This window comes from Exiguobacterium sp. Leaf196 (assembly GCF_001423965.1).
In the GTDB taxonomy this organism is placed as follows: domain Bacteria; phylum Bacillota; class Bacilli; order Exiguobacteriales; family Exiguobacteriaceae; genus Exiguobacterium_A.
On the sequence record NZ_LMPV01000001.1, the window covers coordinates 457,247 to 473,449 of the forward strand.

Annotated in this window: 14 protein-coding genes; 13 read left to right on the top strand and 1 reads right to left on the bottom strand. The window is 46.7% G+C overall.

The features are described from left to right. Nucleotides 1-93: 93 nt before the first annotated feature. The 6 genes from ASG02_RS02365 (at nucleotide 94) to ASG02_RS02390 (ending at nucleotide 6,430) form a co-directional block, all read left to right on the top strand. Complete coding sequence (locus tag ASG02_RS02365) at nucleotides 94-483, top strand: CidA/LrgA family protein (RefSeq protein WP_056060461.1); 390 nt, start codon at nucleotides 94-96, stop codon at nucleotides 481-483. Beyond that, nucleotides 476-1,159 carry an LrgB family protein gene (locus ASG02_RS02370; RefSeq protein WP_056060464.1) on the top strand — a complete coding sequence of 228 codons (684 nt, stop codon included), beginning with the start codon at nucleotides 476-478 and terminating at the stop codon, nucleotides 1,157-1,159. Before ASG02_RS02365 ends, ASG02_RS02370 begins: the two co-directional genes overlap by 8 nt. Before the next feature lie 99 nt (nucleotides 1,160-1,258). Further along, a complete protein-coding gene (locus tag ASG02_RS02375) occupies nucleotides 1,259-1,783 on the top strand; it encodes an AAA family ATPase (RefSeq protein ID WP_056060467.1) in 525 nt (174 codons plus the stop codon). Nucleotides 1,784-1,884: 101 nt separating this feature from the next. After that, on the top strand, nucleotides 1,885-3,924 hold the full coding sequence (locus ASG02_RS02380) for an ATP-binding protein (protein ID WP_056060471.1): 2,040 nt from the start codon (nucleotides 1,885-1,887) through the stop codon (nucleotides 3,922-3,924). 240 nt (nucleotides 3,925-4,164) lie between these two features. Further along, complete coding sequence (locus tag ASG02_RS02385) at nucleotides 4,165-5,994, top strand: anaerobic ribonucleoside triphosphate reductase (RefSeq protein WP_035408818.1); 1,830 nt, start codon at nucleotides 4,165-4,167, stop codon at nucleotides 5,992-5,994. Then, entirely contained in the window at nucleotides 5,966-6,430 is a 465-nt protein-coding gene (locus ASG02_RS02390) for a 4Fe-4S single cluster domain-containing protein (RefSeq protein ID WP_035408815.1), read from the top strand. Before ASG02_RS02385 ends, ASG02_RS02390 begins: the two co-directional genes overlap by 29 nt. A gap of 40 nt (nucleotides 6,431-6,470) precedes the next feature. Here the strand turns inward: ASG02_RS02390 and ASG02_RS02395 are convergent, their stop codons facing one another. Next, the gene (locus tag ASG02_RS02395) at nucleotides 6,471-7,943 is read right to left on the bottom strand and encodes a DHA2 family efflux MFS transporter permease subunit (RefSeq protein WP_056060474.1); all 1,473 of its coding nucleotides are present in this window, start codon (nucleotides 7,941-7,943) and stop codon (nucleotides 6,471-6,473) included. A 162-nt stretch (nucleotides 7,944-8,105) separates the two neighbouring features. Here ASG02_RS02395 and ASG02_RS02400 point away from each other — a divergent pair, with 162 nt between their 5' ends. The 7 genes from ASG02_RS02400 to ASG02_RS02430 all read left to right on the top strand — a co-directional run bounded on the left by ASG02_RS02400 (nucleotide 8,106) and on the right by ASG02_RS02430 (nucleotide 16,167). Next, a complete protein-coding gene (locus ASG02_RS02400) occupies nucleotides 8,106-9,014 on the top strand; it encodes a TetR/AcrR family transcriptional regulator (RefSeq protein WP_056060478.1) in 909 nt (302 codons plus the stop codon). 72 nt (nucleotides 9,015-9,086) lie between these two features. Beyond that, complete coding sequence (locus ASG02_RS02405; RefSeq protein ID WP_056060479.1) at nucleotides 9,087-10,529, top strand: SulP family inorganic anion transporter; 1,443 nt, start codon at nucleotides 9,087-9,089, stop codon at nucleotides 10,527-10,529. A gap of 196 nt (nucleotides 10,530-10,725) precedes the next feature. Then, the gene (locus ASG02_RS02410) at nucleotides 10,726-11,178 is read left to right on the top strand and encodes a hypothetical protein (protein WP_056060482.1); all 453 of its coding nucleotides are present in this window, start codon (nucleotides 10,726-10,728) and stop codon (nucleotides 11,176-11,178) included. 261 nt (nucleotides 11,179-11,439) lie between these two features. Then, complete coding sequence (locus ASG02_RS02415) at nucleotides 11,440-12,264, top strand: fumarylacetoacetate hydrolase family protein (RefSeq protein ID WP_035408799.1); 825 nt, start codon at nucleotides 11,440-11,442, stop codon at nucleotides 12,262-12,264. Nucleotides 12,265-12,551: 287 nt separating this feature from the next. After that, nucleotides 12,552-13,298: a DeoR/GlpR family DNA-binding transcription regulator gene (locus ASG02_RS02420; protein WP_035408796.1), complete on the top strand. Its 747-nt coding sequence runs from the start codon at nucleotides 12,552-12,554 to the stop codon at nucleotides 13,296-13,298. Continuing rightward, nucleotides 13,295-14,215, top strand: coding sequence for a 1-phosphofructokinase (gene pfkB, locus ASG02_RS02425; RefSeq protein ID WP_035408794.1), 921 nt, complete (start codon nucleotides 13,295-13,297; stop codon nucleotides 14,213-14,215). The genes ASG02_RS02420 and pfkB overlap by 4 nt, the downstream gene beginning before the upstream one ends. Before the next feature lie 17 nt (nucleotides 14,216-14,232). Beyond that, nucleotides 14,233-16,167: a fructose-specific PTS transporter subunit EIIC gene (locus tag ASG02_RS02430; RefSeq protein WP_035408791.1), complete on the top strand. Its 1,935-nt coding sequence runs from the start codon at nucleotides 14,233-14,235 to the stop codon at nucleotides 16,165-16,167. Nucleotides 16,168-16,203 lie beyond the last annotated feature (36 nt).

A 16,203-nucleotide genomic window follows, 5' to 3' on the forward strand; every position in this document is an offset into this window, starting at 1 on the left:
CGGTTACTTCACTTGATTAACCAGATTTCATTGATTGTTAAGGAAAAGAGGCGGATAATAGGACCCGAAACTGTTAACAAGGGGACCTTTATCATGCTGTCACGCGTTATGCGTATTATTCAAATCATTGCTCAAATCGCACTCATTTTTTGCTTTTCACTCAGTGGGGACTGGGTGAGCAAAACCTTTCAATTACCATTACCCGGTAACATCATCGGCTTGATTCTACTGTACCTGGCGTTAAAAAGCCGTCTGATTCCGCTTGTGGCCGTCGAACGGGGCGGGACATTTCTTCTGTTCGTCATGCCATTGTTCTTTGTTCCAGCACTGTCCGGAATCATGGATTATACCGCATTTCTCCGGACATCCGGTTTACAGATCGTATTGATCGTCATCATCAGTAGCCTTCTGACATTAGTCGGATCAGCATATATCGTTGATCGACTAGCACACCGAAAAGAGGCGGTGACACGACATGAATGAGGCACTGTTTTGGATCATCCTGTCAATTGCATTGTTTAGTATCGCAATGTTCATCTATCAACGTTATCCTCGTGTCTGGACGTTACCAATCCTGACGGTAACGGCAGTTTTGATCTTAATTCTCGTCTGTTCTGGAGTCTCACACGAAGAATACATGCAAGGTGGACAATATCTATCGAAGATGCTTGGTCCGGCAATCACGGCATTTGCGATTCCGCTCTACCGCGTCCGGCATCACGTTCGGCGTTTTCTACCAGAAATCGGACTTGGTGTTTTGCTTGGAACATGTATTGCCATGAGCTCTGATTTGTTACTTGGTCTATTGCTTCATCTTGAGCGGACAACGAATCTTGCTCTGTTACCGAAGTCGGTCACGTTACCCGTCGCCTTGGCAATTTCACAAAAAGCTGGTGGGACGACGACGCTGACGGCTGCCTTCGTTTTATTGACGGGGTTAACTGGATCGATCGTCGGTCCGAAGCTCATGACGGGATTGAAGATTCGCCACTTCGTCAGCCGTGGGGTCGGTTTAGCATCAATCGCTCATGTCATGGGCGCGACGAAGTCGATGAGTCTCGATCAACGGGAAGGAGCGGTCGGTCTATTGACGATGGTCTTGACGGCCGTCTGTGCCAGTGTCATCGCACCGGTTTTAATCACATGGTTATATGGGTGAACACTCTGTTCTTTAGCAGAGTGTTTTTTTATCGTCGATTGAAACTTGTCGACCGTTTTAGCAGTATAGTACAACAAAAACAGGATGGAGGAGAACAAGATGATCATTTGGATTAACGGTACGTTTGGTGTTGGTAAGACGACCGCAGCAAACGGATTACAACAACGCTGGAGCGGCTCACACATTTTTGATCCGGAAGAGACGGGTTATTTTTTACGAGCACAGCTGCCGACAAACAAAGATGACTTTCAGGATGAGCCGTTATGGCGCACGTTCAACCGTCAGCTCCTCGAACAGCTCGATACGGAAGAAGCGCGGATCATCGTACCGATGACCTTGACGAATCCAGCGTACTTTCAGGAAATCATCGGGACGTTACGCGAGACTGGACATGATGTCCGTCATATCGCCTTGATGGCGAAGGAGACGACTGTCAAACGCCGCCTGATCAGCCGCTTTGAGCGTCCAAACTCGTGGGGCGGTCAACAAGCGGAACAACGACTACGGCAATTATCCGATCCGCTGTTCAGTCAACAGATCGAGACGGATGATCTGACGAAAGGGCAAGTCATTGATGCGATTGCTCTCGTGACCGGGATTGGACTCTCGCCTGCCCGACCATAAAGGATTCAAGAAAGATGTTTCCGGGAATCATTAGATGATAATAGATGAGGAGGAAACAATCTTGAACGAAGGGCAATATACTGCTAGGAGGATTTATGAACATGAAACACTGGATGACTGAGAAGTTAGGCAGACAGTTGATGGCAATTTTTTATAGTGTCTTTGCACTAAGTGTCATCACATCGGTTGCCAGTTATTTATACGTGGACAATGCAGACGGTCGGACGAAGGAACAAGTACTCGATCAATTACAAAAGACACAATGGTTCTGGTTTTTGAACTTGATGGTTTTTTTATTTTGTCTATTGTTCATCGTCCGTCCGTTGATTCATCGTGTGACGTCACAGCTCCGCGAACTGAATGTCAAAAGTCGTCGTCTTGCGGAAGGAAAGTCGATTTCGCTCGAGCATGACGTCGACAGCCATAATGAAGTCGGTCAATTGACGGCATCGTTTTACCGAATGGCACGATCGATCTCATCACAACATGCGGAACTGTCAGCAAAGAATCAAGAAATGGAACGCAATCAGGAAGTACTGACGCAAAAGCAGGACGAACTTGAGCGCGCTTTGGAAGTGACTCGGACGAACGAGTTGCATCTACAAGATCGGAACGAATTAATCGAAACACTTGCTTCAAAAGAGAGTTTATTTGATTATTCTTCTGTCATCAGTACGATCGTCCGGTTGACGAAGACGGAATTTGGTGCCCTGTTGCTGATCAAGAATAATGAGATCGCCCAAGTCGTTCCAAAGGAAATGACAGAGGATCAGCAGGAGAGCTTAAAAACAGAATCATTGCTGCTGAAACGGGTCATGATTTCAAAGGAGACAGCGCATTCCTCGAAAAAGGTCGCCAATGATGATCTTATCAAGTATCCGTATCATGTCTATGAGGGAGTCATTCCGATCATGGATCCGGCGAAAGAGGAATTGATTGCTTGTCTCTATTTAGCGCGCTTTGACGCGCCGTTCAATCAAAAAGATTTGGCGGAACTGGAATCATTTTCGAAACAAATCGCCATTTCATTGATGCGGATGTCACTCTATGAACAGATGGAATATGAACGAAAAGAGACGGCGCAACTGTTGAATTCCGTTCGGGAAGCGATTCTTTATATCAAACATGAGGAAAAGACGATCTTAGGGAATCAGGCATTATTTGATATCTTCCAGTCGTTACAGGTCGAGGAAGACAATGACTCGATGACGTTTCTTGAAGTCCGACCAGAGACGATGTTCGAGCAGATGGACCAGAAAGAAGCTTTTGAAGCGTACTTTGAAGAAGTCTTATCGGGTGAGATCCCTGAGGGCATGTTCTCTTTGTCGATCGACCAGGGTGAATATTTCATTCAAGTTTATGCCGAAGCCATCGCGCATGGAGAACAGTCGAAAGGAACGATCCTCGTCTTCCGTGATGTCACGGCTGAGACAGAGGTTGATCGGGTCAAATCAGAACTCGTCTCGACGGTTTCGCATGAACTTCGAACACCGCTCTCTTCGATTTATGGCTTTACGGAGCTGATGTTGAAACGGGATCTGGATCCCGAGCGGAACAAGCGATACTTGCAAACGATTCATGATGAATCGAAACGATTGACCAATCTCGTCAGCGACTTCTTGAACGTCCAGCGGATGGAGTCAGGAAAGCAAGAGTATGATAAACAAATCTTTGATCTGAAAGAAATCGTCAAGGAACAAATTCAGTTTTATCAAGCAGCGACGGAACAACATAGTCTGCAGCTTGATTTGAATGACGAACAGGACTTTATGGTCGAAGCAGATGCGAACAGTATGAAACAGCTACTTGGAAATCTATTGAATAATGCAGTCAAATACTCACCGGACGGTGGGGATGTCGTTGTGACGCTGACCCATCAGCACAATCAGATTGAACTAAGCGTCCGTGATTTCGGAATCGGGATTCCGAGTCATTCGATGCCGCATCTATTCAGCAAGTTCTATCGTGTCGATAACTCAGACAGCCGAAAAATCGGCGGAACAGGTCTTGGATTATCGATTTGTAAGGAAATCGTTCGAGCGCATGATGGCAACATCGAAGTCGAATCGATCTTGGGAGAAGGGACGGTTTTTCGGGTCAAGTTACCAAGTGCGACGGACGCGTTACTCGAAGCAGAATGAAGAGACGAAGAAGAGGCGATATCATGCGCCTCTTCTTTTTTGTCGTTTCACGTGTGAGATTCGTCCAAATTCATGCGCTTGGCTAAAACGAGTAAGATGCAGACATTTGAACGATAAATCGAACAGATTGATGACAGAACGGCTGAAACAGTTGAAAAAATCGTAAATTGTGCAGGGATTGCTAACGTTTCTGTACTCTCGCTATAGTGATTACAAAAAAGCGTGAGAGGAAGAAGAATCATGGAGAGCTTAGAAGCGTTACTCACACCACCGCAAGAGATCGAACAAGAGAATGCAAACATTGATGGCAAAACACCACTTGCGAAGTTACAACGGATTGCTGGGGAAGCAGCACGGCAGATGATGCGACGACATCTCGAAGCAGATGTCTTGCAGGCGCTTGACGACAACATTTTGTATATTCATGACGCCGATTATTATGTGACTGGGACGACGACTTGTGCCCAAATTCCGCTCGGTCAGTTACTCTCAAACGGATTTCAGACAACGCACGGTTCGATCCGTCCGGCGCAAGACATTCGTTCTGCCCTCGCCCTTGCGGCAATCATCGTCCAGGCGAATCAAAACATGCAGCATGGCGGACAAGCCTTCGCAACCTTTGATGATGATTTAGCACCGTTCGTCGAAAAGACCTATCAACGGGAATGGACGAAACTAAATGACCTCGTTCCGCATTGGAAGCGGCGTAAGCGGGAGCGACATGCATGGCAGGAGACGTATGAAAAAACGTTTCAAGCATGTGAAGCATTCATTCATAATACGAATTCGATGCATTCGCGCGGTGGTGGACAGGTTCCGTTTTTATCCGTCAATTACGGAACGAATACGACGTATGCAGGGCGGCTCTTCCAACGTGCCTTGCTAACAGCGACGGAGCGTGGGCTGGGCAAGGGTGAGACACCGATTTTTCCAATTCAGATCTATAAAGTGAAACAAGGAATCAATCTGTCACCAATGGACCCAAACTATGATTTGTTTCAACTCGCTACACGGGTAACAGGAAAGCGATTGTTTCCCAACTTTGCATTTCTCGATGCACCATTTAATCACCAGGAGCAACCGGGAAAAGCGGAAGTCGCGTATATGGGATGCCGGACCCGTGTATTCGAGGATCGTGGAGACATACCGTCCGTCACAGGTCGTGGTAATTTATCCTTCACGAGCATCAATCTCGTCCGTTTGGCACTCCAGAGTCAAACCGTCGATCAAATGTTCGAAGTCGTCCAAGATACGACAAGACTTGCATGCCGGCAACTCATCGCACGGTATGAGTTCCAGGCAAGTCGAACGGCTGACGAGTTTCCATTTTTATATCAACACGTCTGGAAAGACGGTGAGACGCTAAGAAATACGGATCAGGTAGGTCCGGTCCTCAAACACGGGACGTTAGCGGTCGGCTTCATCGGACTTGCTGAATGTTTGTCCGTTCTGACGGGGAGTCATCATGGTTATTCCGAACTAGCACACCGGATTGGTCTTGCATTGATTCAAGCGATGCGGACGGTAGTCGACAATTTTGGCGAACAGACAGGGTTGAACTTTAGTTTACTCGCAACTCCGGCCGAAGGATTATCCGGTAAGTTCACACGTCGCGATGTAAGTGACTTTGGTGAGATCGAAGGAGTGACAGATCGACCGTATTATACAAATTCCTTTCACATTCCTGTCGATGCGCCCGTGACGATCCGTGAGAAGATTCAACTCGAAGCCCCGTTCCATGCATTATGTAATGGCGGTCATATCACCTATGTCGAGACGGATGGTGCGCTTGCTGGAAATCCGGAAGCAATCGAAGACATCGTTCGTTTAATGGCGGAGGCTGGAATCGGTTATGGATCAATCAATCATCCCGTCGATCGTTGTCTTGATTGCCGAACGGAGCAGACGATCGAGGATCAATGTCCGGTTTGCGGGAGTGGATCGATCGAACGCATTCGGCGCATCACCGGATATCTCGTCGGTACGCTGGACCGCTGGAATGAAGCGAAACGGGCAGAAGAGCAGAATCGGGTGAAACACGATGTTACGGGTCCTCTCGCTTCTTCCTGACTCCGTCGTCGATGGTCCCGGTTTACGAACGGTGTTATTTCTTGCCGGTTGTCCGCATCACTGTGCCGGCTGTCATAATCCGTCCTCCTGGGATCCTGCAGGTGGCGTAGCTTGGACAATTGACGAGACGGTCGCACGGATTCAAGCAACCGGTCACCGGCGCCTGACGCTATCCGGTGGGGAACCGTTGTTACAAGCAATAGCGCTCTATCGGCTACTAGAACGACTCGGACCAGACTATGAAGTGATCTTGTATACGGGCTATGTGTTGGAAGAGATCATCAAGCACCGAGAATGGCACCCCTTGTTACGCCGACTAGATGGATTGATTGATGGTCCGTTCATCCTATCGAAACTTGACCGAACGACAAGCTTTCGGGGGAGTACGAATCAACGAATGTATGATCGACAGCATTTAAACAAACGTTTGGATTAGACAAAAATTCCCCCATCTTTTTAGACAGGGGAGAATCAAATCATGCATATTTTTGTTCTTGATCGACGGATTCGACGACTGCGAGTGTCGTTGTCCGTCGTTTTTTGATGAAAAACGATAAGATCAAAGCAGCAAGTGCGAGTAACGTCGCGATAAAGAACGTATCATTGATTCCTTCGATCATCGCCTGCATCTGCAACCATTCCGGATTTGCAGCTTCAGGTTGTGAAGCGAGTTCCGGAACGTGGTGTTTCGTCCGCGATGTCATGATCGTCACGAGCAGACCTGAACCAATCGCACCCGATACTTGTGACAACGTGTTGTTTAATGCCGTCCCGTGAGGTGTCAAATGTTGTGGAATATGATTCAATCCGTTCGTCATGACCGGCATCATGACCATCGAGATTCCAAGGAAACGTAACGTATACATGATGACGAGGAACGCGTATGACGTATCCGCAGCTAGCTGACTGAATGAGAACGTCGTCAAGACAGTCAGTGATAAGCCGATGATGGCAAGGATGCGAGCACCAAATTGGTCGAAGAGACGACCTGTTATTGGTGACATGATCGCCATAACGATCGCACCCGGTAACATCAAGAGACCAGAGTGAAATGGTGAGATGCCACGAATTGTCTGGATGTAGATCGGCATCAAGATCATCGCGGAGAACATTGACATGTTCAAGACCATTGAAATCCCTTGCGATAAAGCGAACATCGGATACCGGAAAATACCGAACTCAAGCATCGGTTCTTCGAGCATGAATTGACGTATAATGAAGGAAGTCAAACTGATTACACCGATGATCAATGATCCGATGACCGTCCAAGATCCCCATCCGGCAGAACCGGCGGAACTAAATCCATACAACAAACCACCGAAGCCGAAGCTTGAAAGGACGAGTGAGAACAAATCGAGCTTAAGTGAACTTTGAACCGTCTCTTTCTTCAATAAGAAGGCACCCGTGAAGAGTACGAGCAATGCGATCGGTGTGACGAGATGGAACAACATCCGCCACTCATAATGTTCAAGAATCCACCCGGACAATGTCGGTCCGATTGCTGGAGCAAAGGTGATGACGAGTCCGAAGATTCCCATCGCTTGCCCACGCTTTTCGATTGGGAAACCGGTCAAGAGAACGTTCATTAACAGTGGCATCATGATCGCAGAACCCGACGCCTGCATCATGCGCGCACCGAGTAGAAGCGGGAAGATGTGTGCTTGTCCGGCGATAATCGTTCCGAGTGAGAACAATGTCATCGCCGTCAAGAACAGTTGACGCGTTGAGAACTTTTGGACGAGGAATGCTGACGTCGGAATCATGATTCCATTGACGAGCATATATCCCGTCGTCAACCACTGGGCGGTGCTTGCCTGAATACCGAACGATTTCATGATCGACGGTAAGGCGATGTTGAGTAACGTCGAGTTTAGGACCGCAACGAACGCACCTGCCATGAGGACAGCTAAAATTAAATAAAGTCGTGATGATTGCTTGCTTGATTGCATTTCGTTATGCTCCTTTTGTACTACGAGTCTAAAATGTTAGACTTGAATTCTATGACTGACTTGGCTATCTTACCAGCAGAAGTCGAATGAGTTCAAATTATTTGCTTCATACACTAAAATAAGTGGTTGTCGAACCAATTATGAACAGAAAAGGACAAGACCATGAATCCAAAAAAGAAACAATTATTAGATGCTGCCTATCAACTATTCGTCGAAAAGGGTTATCAATCGACATCCATTCAGGATATTCTCGAACACAGTAACGTTTCTAAAGGGACGTTCTATAATTACTTCTCCTCTAAAAACGAATTATTCATTGATGTCTTTAATACCGTCTTTGAAAAAATGCGGATCGCGCGTAAGGAAATTCTCGTCGGACGGGATGTCTCGGATTACGAGACGTTCATTCAACAAGGAAACTGTTATTTGGAATTGATGCAAAAATATAAACTATATACATTGTTCGAAGAGGCCATTGCTTCGAACGAAAAAGAACTCAAGACGTTCATGGAAAACAATCGTCTTCTTGAGATCGAGTGGACGTTCGAACGATTACGTGATTTATTCGGTCAGACGAAGGAACCGTACCTTCTAGATTTAGCAGTCATTTACACGGGGATGTTGCAATATGCAATGTACTTCTTCCGTCAATCTGAGCCGAACACTCAACCAGAACGGGTCGTCCGCTATGTGTTCAATCGGTTGACGCATCTTGTCGAAGACGTCAGTCGGACGGAGGAACAGTTGATTCCACCACGATTCCTATCGGTCTGGCTCGATCGTCCACAAGATGAAGTCGTCATCCGGAAGGATTTATTCGAAAAGACGAGCGCACATATGAAGCGTTTGATCACCTTGTCTTCGATTTCCGAAGAATCGAAGGAAGCACATGAAGAAGTTCTCGATTTCATCTATGAGGAATTGCTCGAACGTAAGAAACCGAAAATCCATCTCCTGCGCCGGGCACTCGAGACGATGGATGAAGATCCGGTCTTTGCGGGCCAGGAAATCATGGCGACTTATAAAACGATGGTCGATGAGATTGCCCACATTCGGACTAAAACTTCCTAAAAAGGTTGCTTTTTGGAACTAATCCCATTACACTGAGATCATTCATGTTAGAAAAGGGGTCTCAATCATCATATGTTTACTCAATGGAAAAAAGAGTGGTTCTTGCAACCAAAAGCGGATTTGTTGTCCGGAATCGTCGTTGCCTTAGCACTCGTCCCGGAAGCAATCGCGTTTTCGCTGATCGCTGGTGTCAACCCGATGGTTGGGCTATACGCTTCCGTTATCATTGCAATTGTCATCTCGATTGCTGGTGGTCGCCCTGGAATGATTTCGGCTGCGACTGGCGCGATGGCACTCGTCGTCGTTCAGCTCGTCAAAGATCACGGTGTTGATTATCTACTAGCTGCCGGTATACTTGCCGGAATTCTACAAATCGCGTTCGGCTTTTTAGGAATTGCCAAGTTATTACGATTCATTCCTCGAGCTGTCATGGTCGGATTCGTCAATGCGCTCGCCATTCTGATTTTCTCGGCGCAATTGCCACAGTTCGAAGGGCAAAACTGGATTATGTATGCGATGGTCGCCGCGTCACTCGCCATCATCTTGTTATTTCCACGGGTCACGAAAGCGATTCCGGCGCCACTTGTTGCGATCACGATCATGACGGTATTAACAGTCGTCTTTTCGCTTGATACCCGTGTCATCGGGGATATGGGACAAATCGAAGCGGCGTTACCAAGCTTCTTCTTGCCAGATGTCCCGTTCTCACTCGAGACGCTTCAAATCATCTTCCCATATGCCTTGTCACTCGCATTCGTTGGTTTGATCGAATCGTTACTGACAGCACGAATCGTTGATGAAATGACGGATACGACGTCGAACAAAGCGATGGAATCGCGCGGACAAGGAATTGCGAACATTATCGCCGGTATGTTCGGTGGAATGCCAGGTTGTGCGATGATCGGGCAATCAGTCATCAATGTCACATCCGGTGGACGCGGTCGCTTGTCGACGTTGACAGCAGGTGTGTTTTTGATGCTATTGATGTTTACGATGAACGATCTATTGATGACGATTCCAATGGGAGCACTTGTCGGTGTCATGTTCTTCGTCTCGTATGCGACGTTTGACTGGGGCTCATTCAAGATGCTCAAGACGTCACCGAAAAGTGATTCTGCGGTCATGCTCGCGACCGTGCTCGTGACGGTATTGACGCATGACTTATCGATGGGTGTCCTTGTCGGGATTTTGCTTGCAGCGTTATTATTCGCGTCAAAAATTTCTCGCATCCAAGTCGAGCGTGAGGAGCAAACAGAACGAGTCCGTTATACGATCCGTGGACCGTTATTCTTTGCGTCGACGACTGCATTTGCGGAACAGTTCCAGCTCGATGCTGATCTAACATCGATCATCACGCTCGATTTCTCAGCGTGTCACTTATTTGATGATTCAGCCATCGAAGCGATCGAGAACGTCGTCTTGAAATATGAACGACTCGGCAAAAAAGTTGAATTGGTAGGATTAAATGAAGAGTCTCAGGCTCTTGTTGATCGATTAGCGCAACGGATTGCATAATGAATTTTATCAAAGGGGTAGCATTCCTAGGTACATGGGAATGCTACCCCTTTCTATTATCTTGACGAGTCATATAAGTACTATATATCCGATAGTTGTATGATGTGATAAGGTGTAAACTATTAAAGAAAGTTATCTGAACTAACGTTAAAAATATTAATTAAACTCACTCTAATAAATAAACGAGGTTCACTAAATGAAAAATTACCACCTGAATAGAATAATCAATTTAAGGTCGGTCGAAGCATATTTTTTGAGAACTGGTTATTTAACACCACCTATTTATTGCATGATACTGATTGATTATCAACGTCCTAGCACAATTGACGATTTTCCTTATTTAAAAAATATTGATGGAATCTCGGAAGACGAATTCGGAGATGATAATTATATTAAGGCACTCCTTATTTCATCTGAGGAAGTTACTCAAGAAACGTATGATGAGTTATGTATAGTGGCGGGTGGTTTTTTAGAGGATAAAGAAGAATGTCGATGGAACTTTGATGTTGAAGTTATTGATGATTTTAAACAAAAAAATAATTTGAACGACATTTTTCCATTACTTCAAAACATATTAGAAAAATACAATTGTTCAATAAACGTTGATCATATTCCTATAGAAAAGTTTAACTTCTTATCGCAAGAATAAACAATTTTAGGATGTTTCAATATTTAAATGTACTATTTGTTCAATATGATTCATGAGATAACTATTTATAACGGATGATTTCATAATTTTTCACCAGATAAAACGAACAACAAGATCGAGGAACGATTGAGTAACATGTATAGATGGTGCTCTATCTTTGAAAATAATAGTAAAATGATTTTAGGACTGAATATAGGCTGAAGAGGTTAGGTGCGACGGGTTATCCGTTTCGCTATACTAAAAATAAAGGGGGCATTTAAGATGAAATGGTTTCGATTTGAGCAAGATGGAAAAGTTGGCATCGGGGTTGAACAACAGGGCACTACATATGATGTAACAGGGCAAGTCTACACCGATTCATTGCTTGAAGTGATTTCACGTGAGTTTGATGTTGATCTTGATTTAGATATCGCACCACTACTTAAAGGGGATGTGCGACAACTCGCACCGTATGTACCAGCACGAAATGTCATTTGCGTCGGCAAGAACTATGCTGATCATATCAAAGAGATGGATACGGCGGGAGCAGGGAAATTCGTCTTGTTCACGAAAGCACCGACGTCGATCGTCGGTCCGTTCGAACCAATCGAACGGCATGCGGATTTGACGAAGCAACTGGATTATGAAGGAGAACTCGCCATCATCATCGGCAAGACGGGGCGTGATCTGACACCAGAAAATGCGCTTGATCATGTGTTTGGCTACAGTATTGTCAATGACGTGACGGCACGGGATTTACAAAAAGAACACGTCCAGTTCTTCCGTGGTAAATCACTCGATGGGTTCTGTCCGTTTGGACCGGTCATCGTCTCAGCGGATAGCTTTGATCCAAGTGACGTCCTCGTCGAGACACGTGTGAACGGGCAACTCCGACAGTCAGGATCAACCGCCTTAATGTTGCGTGACGTCGTAACGATTTTAGTGGAAGTGTCACGTGGGATGACACTTGAAGCCGGAGATGTCATCGCGACAGGAACTCCAGCTGGTGTCGGACATGGTATGAAACCACCGGTCTACCTTCAGACAGGGGATGTCGTCGAAGTATCGATTGAAGGAATCGGTCGTTTACAAAATGAAGTCCAGTGAACGAAGATGACCGAATTGATTGAATTGCATTCACCGCTTTCCAAATTACTTTGGAAAGTGGTTTTTTATTTTGTGAAAATCGTCAAAAATTTAAAAAATGATTGATTTCAAAAAATAAAACAGTCATAAAATGACCGTTTTTGATGTATAATGAAACTATAAGAACGGTTTCATGTCGAAAAAAGTCGTATTTTGAACGTTTTATAAAGAATTTATATAAATTTTGAACGTTTTTGATTGATTTTTATATGTAAACGCTTTATATTAAAGATGCGGAGGGAAACCTTATGTTAACCAAAAAACGCCATCAACTCATCCTTGAGCTTTTAGCCCGAGAAGAAGTCGTCAAGATGCAAAAGATCGTCGAACAAACCGGTGCGAGTGAATCCACGATTCGTCGGGATTTATCACAACTCGAGACAGCAGGTCACCTGCGTCGAGTGCACGGGGGAGCAACAGCAAACCATTTGCAAATTGAAGAACTGAGTTACTTCGAGAAGAGTGATCAGCATGTCGAAGAGAAGGAACGGATCGCGCGAGCGGCTGCCGACCTGATTGAAGACGGTATGTATGTCTATCTCGATGCCGGAACGACGACGCTTGCCATCGTTCCGTATCTCGAAGAGAAGGCGATTACGGTCGTAACGAACAGTCTTCCTCTAGCGAACACGTTACTCTATCACCGTATCCCGACGTTCGTCGTCGGAGGGCAACTCAAGCATTCAACGCAGGCACTCGTCGGTTACAACGCACGTGAAGGAATGTTGATTTACCATTTTGATGTCGCGTTCCTTGGGATGAACGGTGTTCATCCGGCACAAGGCTTCACGACACCAGATCCGGAAGAGGCACTCGTAAAGAAGACAGCGATCGAATTAGCAAAACAATCGTATGTACTCGTCGATGAGACGAAGCTGGATGCGATCAGCTTCAGTCGGGTGGCGTCCTTGCAAGCGGCGACGATCATCACGACGACATCCAGTGAGCAAGCAGCGAAATACAGTCAATACACAGAGGTGGTGAACGCGAAATGATTTATACACTGACACTCAACCCATCAATCGACTATTATGTCACGTTACCGGTATTTGAGGCAGGACAAGTCAATCGTGTCGAACAGGCGGAAAAAGTGGCCGGAGGGAAAGGAATCAACGTCTCTCTCGTCCTAAAAAACTATGAGGTAGAAACACAAGCACTCGGATTCCTTGGAGGAAGTACTGGACAATTCATCCGGACGGAACTCGAGAAACGAGGCGTGTTAACGGACTTCACACCGATTCAAGATGAGACGCGGATCAACGTAAAGATTCGTGCCGATCAAGAATCTGAGCTGAATGCAGCGGGACCGAAGATTCAACCGGAAGAGCTGGAGCATTTATTATCCCGATTCAAGACGATGCAAGCCGGTGACATCGTCGTCTTCGCAGGCAGTATCCCAAGCAGTCTACCGCATGATCTCTATCGTCATATCGCGACGATCTTGAATGAACGGAACGTCCGCTTCGCCGTCGATACGACGAAGGAAGCGATGCTTGAAGTCTTACCGCTCGGTCCATTTTTAATCAAGCCGAATCACCATGAACTCGGTGAAATTTTCGACGTCGAGATTACTTCGAAGGAGATGGCCGTTCCATACGCGCAACAGCTCGTCGAGCGTGGTGCCGAGAATGTCGTCATCTCATTTGCAGGAGACGGAGCACTGCTCGTCAATCGTCAAGGTGCCTACACGGCAAACACACCGGCAGGAAAGCTCGTCAATTCCGTCGGTGCCGGAGATTCACTCGTCGCTGGATTCGTCGCCAGCCACGCGCTCGGCAAATCACCAGAAGAAGCGTTCCGCTATGCGGTAACGACTGGCAGCGCGTCTGCTTATTCCTTCGGTCTTTGTACGAAAGAAGATATCGATCGTCTCCTCGTAGACGTCAACGTCGTTGAACTCATTCAATCCTAAAAGGAGTGTGACTACTCATGAAAATTACTGATCTCTTGACACGTGATACGATTCAACTTGATTTACAAGCGTCATCTAAAGCCGCTGTCATCGATGAACTCGTCAACGTCCTCGATCGGGCAGGAAAACTAAACGATCGCTCGGCATATAAAGAAGCAATTCTCGCACGGGAAGCGCAAAGTACGACAGGTTTAGGAGAAGGTATTGCCATCCCACACGCAAAAACAGCAGCGGTCAAAACACCAGCAATCGCTTTCGGGCGTTCGGCAGGCGTTGACTACGAAGCACTCGACGGTCAACCAAGTCGGTTGTTCTTCATGATTGCGGCGGGTGAGAACGCAGATAATGCACACCTTGAAACACTCTCGAAACTATCCGTTTATTTAATGGATATGAACTTCCGCGATACGATCCTTGCGGCTAAAACGAAAGACGAAGTCATCGCAGCAATCGAAGCGAAGGAACGCGAAGAAGAAGGTCCAGTTGACGTCTCAAGCGACAACGTCGATCAAGACGCACCATATATCCTTGCCGTCACAGCTTGTCCGACAGGAATCGCACACACGTATATGGCAGCTGATGCCCTTCGTCAAAAAGCGGAAGAGATGGGTGTCCGTATCAAAGTCGAGACGAACGGATCGACAGGCGTCAAGAACGGTTTGACACAACAAGATATCAACGATGCGACAGCCATCATCGTCGCAGCGGATAAAGCAGTTGAGATGGATCGTTTTAACGGTAAACACGTCGTTGAAGTACCAGTTGCACAAGGAATTCGGAAACCACAAGAATTGATCAACCGTGCCGTCAAACAGGATGCACCTGTCTACAAAGCGAGCGGTTCAAGCGAAAGCTCAAAACCAGCTCGTGGCGGATTCTACAAACATTTGATGAGTGGGGTATCCGCGATGTTACCACTCGTCGTTGCAGGTGGTCTCTTGATCGCAATCAGCTTCTTCTGGGGTATCAACTCTGCGAACCCAAAAGATCCATCGTACAATGAATTCGCTGCGCAATTGATGACGATCGGGAAAGCCGCGTTCGGTCTCTTGATTCCGATCCTCGCTGGATTTATCGCGATGTCGATCGCTGATAAACCAGGTCTTGCTCCTGGTCTAATCGCTGGTTTCCTTGCAAGCAACGGTAACGCTGGTTTCCTCGGCGGATTGATTGCCGGTTTCCTTGCCGGGTACGTCGTACTCTTGCTTGTTAAAGTATTCAAAGGTCTTCCAGCAGCACTTGAAGGAATCAAACCAGTCTTGCTCTATCCTCTGTTTGGTTCATTCATCACAGGAATGATCATGTTGCTCGTCATCAATGAGCCGATTGCGAAGTTCATGACATGGCTCACAGATTCATTGAACGGACTCAGTGGTGGAAACGCAATCCTCCTCGGTATGCTTGTCGCAGCGATGATGGCAATCGACATGGGTGGTCCAATCAACAAAACAGCATACGTTTTCGGTACAGCTGCTCTTACAGCAGGTAACACGGAAGTCATGGCAGCTGTCATGGCAGGTGGTATGGTTCCACCACTCATCGTTGCCTTCTCATCCACATTGTTCGCACGTAAGAAATTCACGCCGCAAGAACGTGAAGCAGGTATCGCTGCTTACGCAATGGGCGCATCGTTCGTCACTGAAGGTGCGATTCCATTCGCTGCAGCCGATCCACTGCGCGTCATTCCGTCAAGCGTCATCGGTTCAGCGATCGCTGGTGCGTTGACGATCGTCTTCGGCGTCTTGCTCCCTGCACCACACGGCGGTATCTTCGTCTTCCCGTTACTTGATGGTCCATCAGGTACGGTCATGGCAATCGTCGGTTACGCGGGTGCGATCCTCATCGGTTCACTCGTCGGTGCGGCAATCCTATCCTTCCTCAAAAAACCGCTTGTTGACCAATCGGTCGCGAAAGCGGAAATGACAGAAGGAACAGGTACGAAAGCATCATAATTCACCTAAATCTCCTCTCCGTTTTTAAGCGGAGGG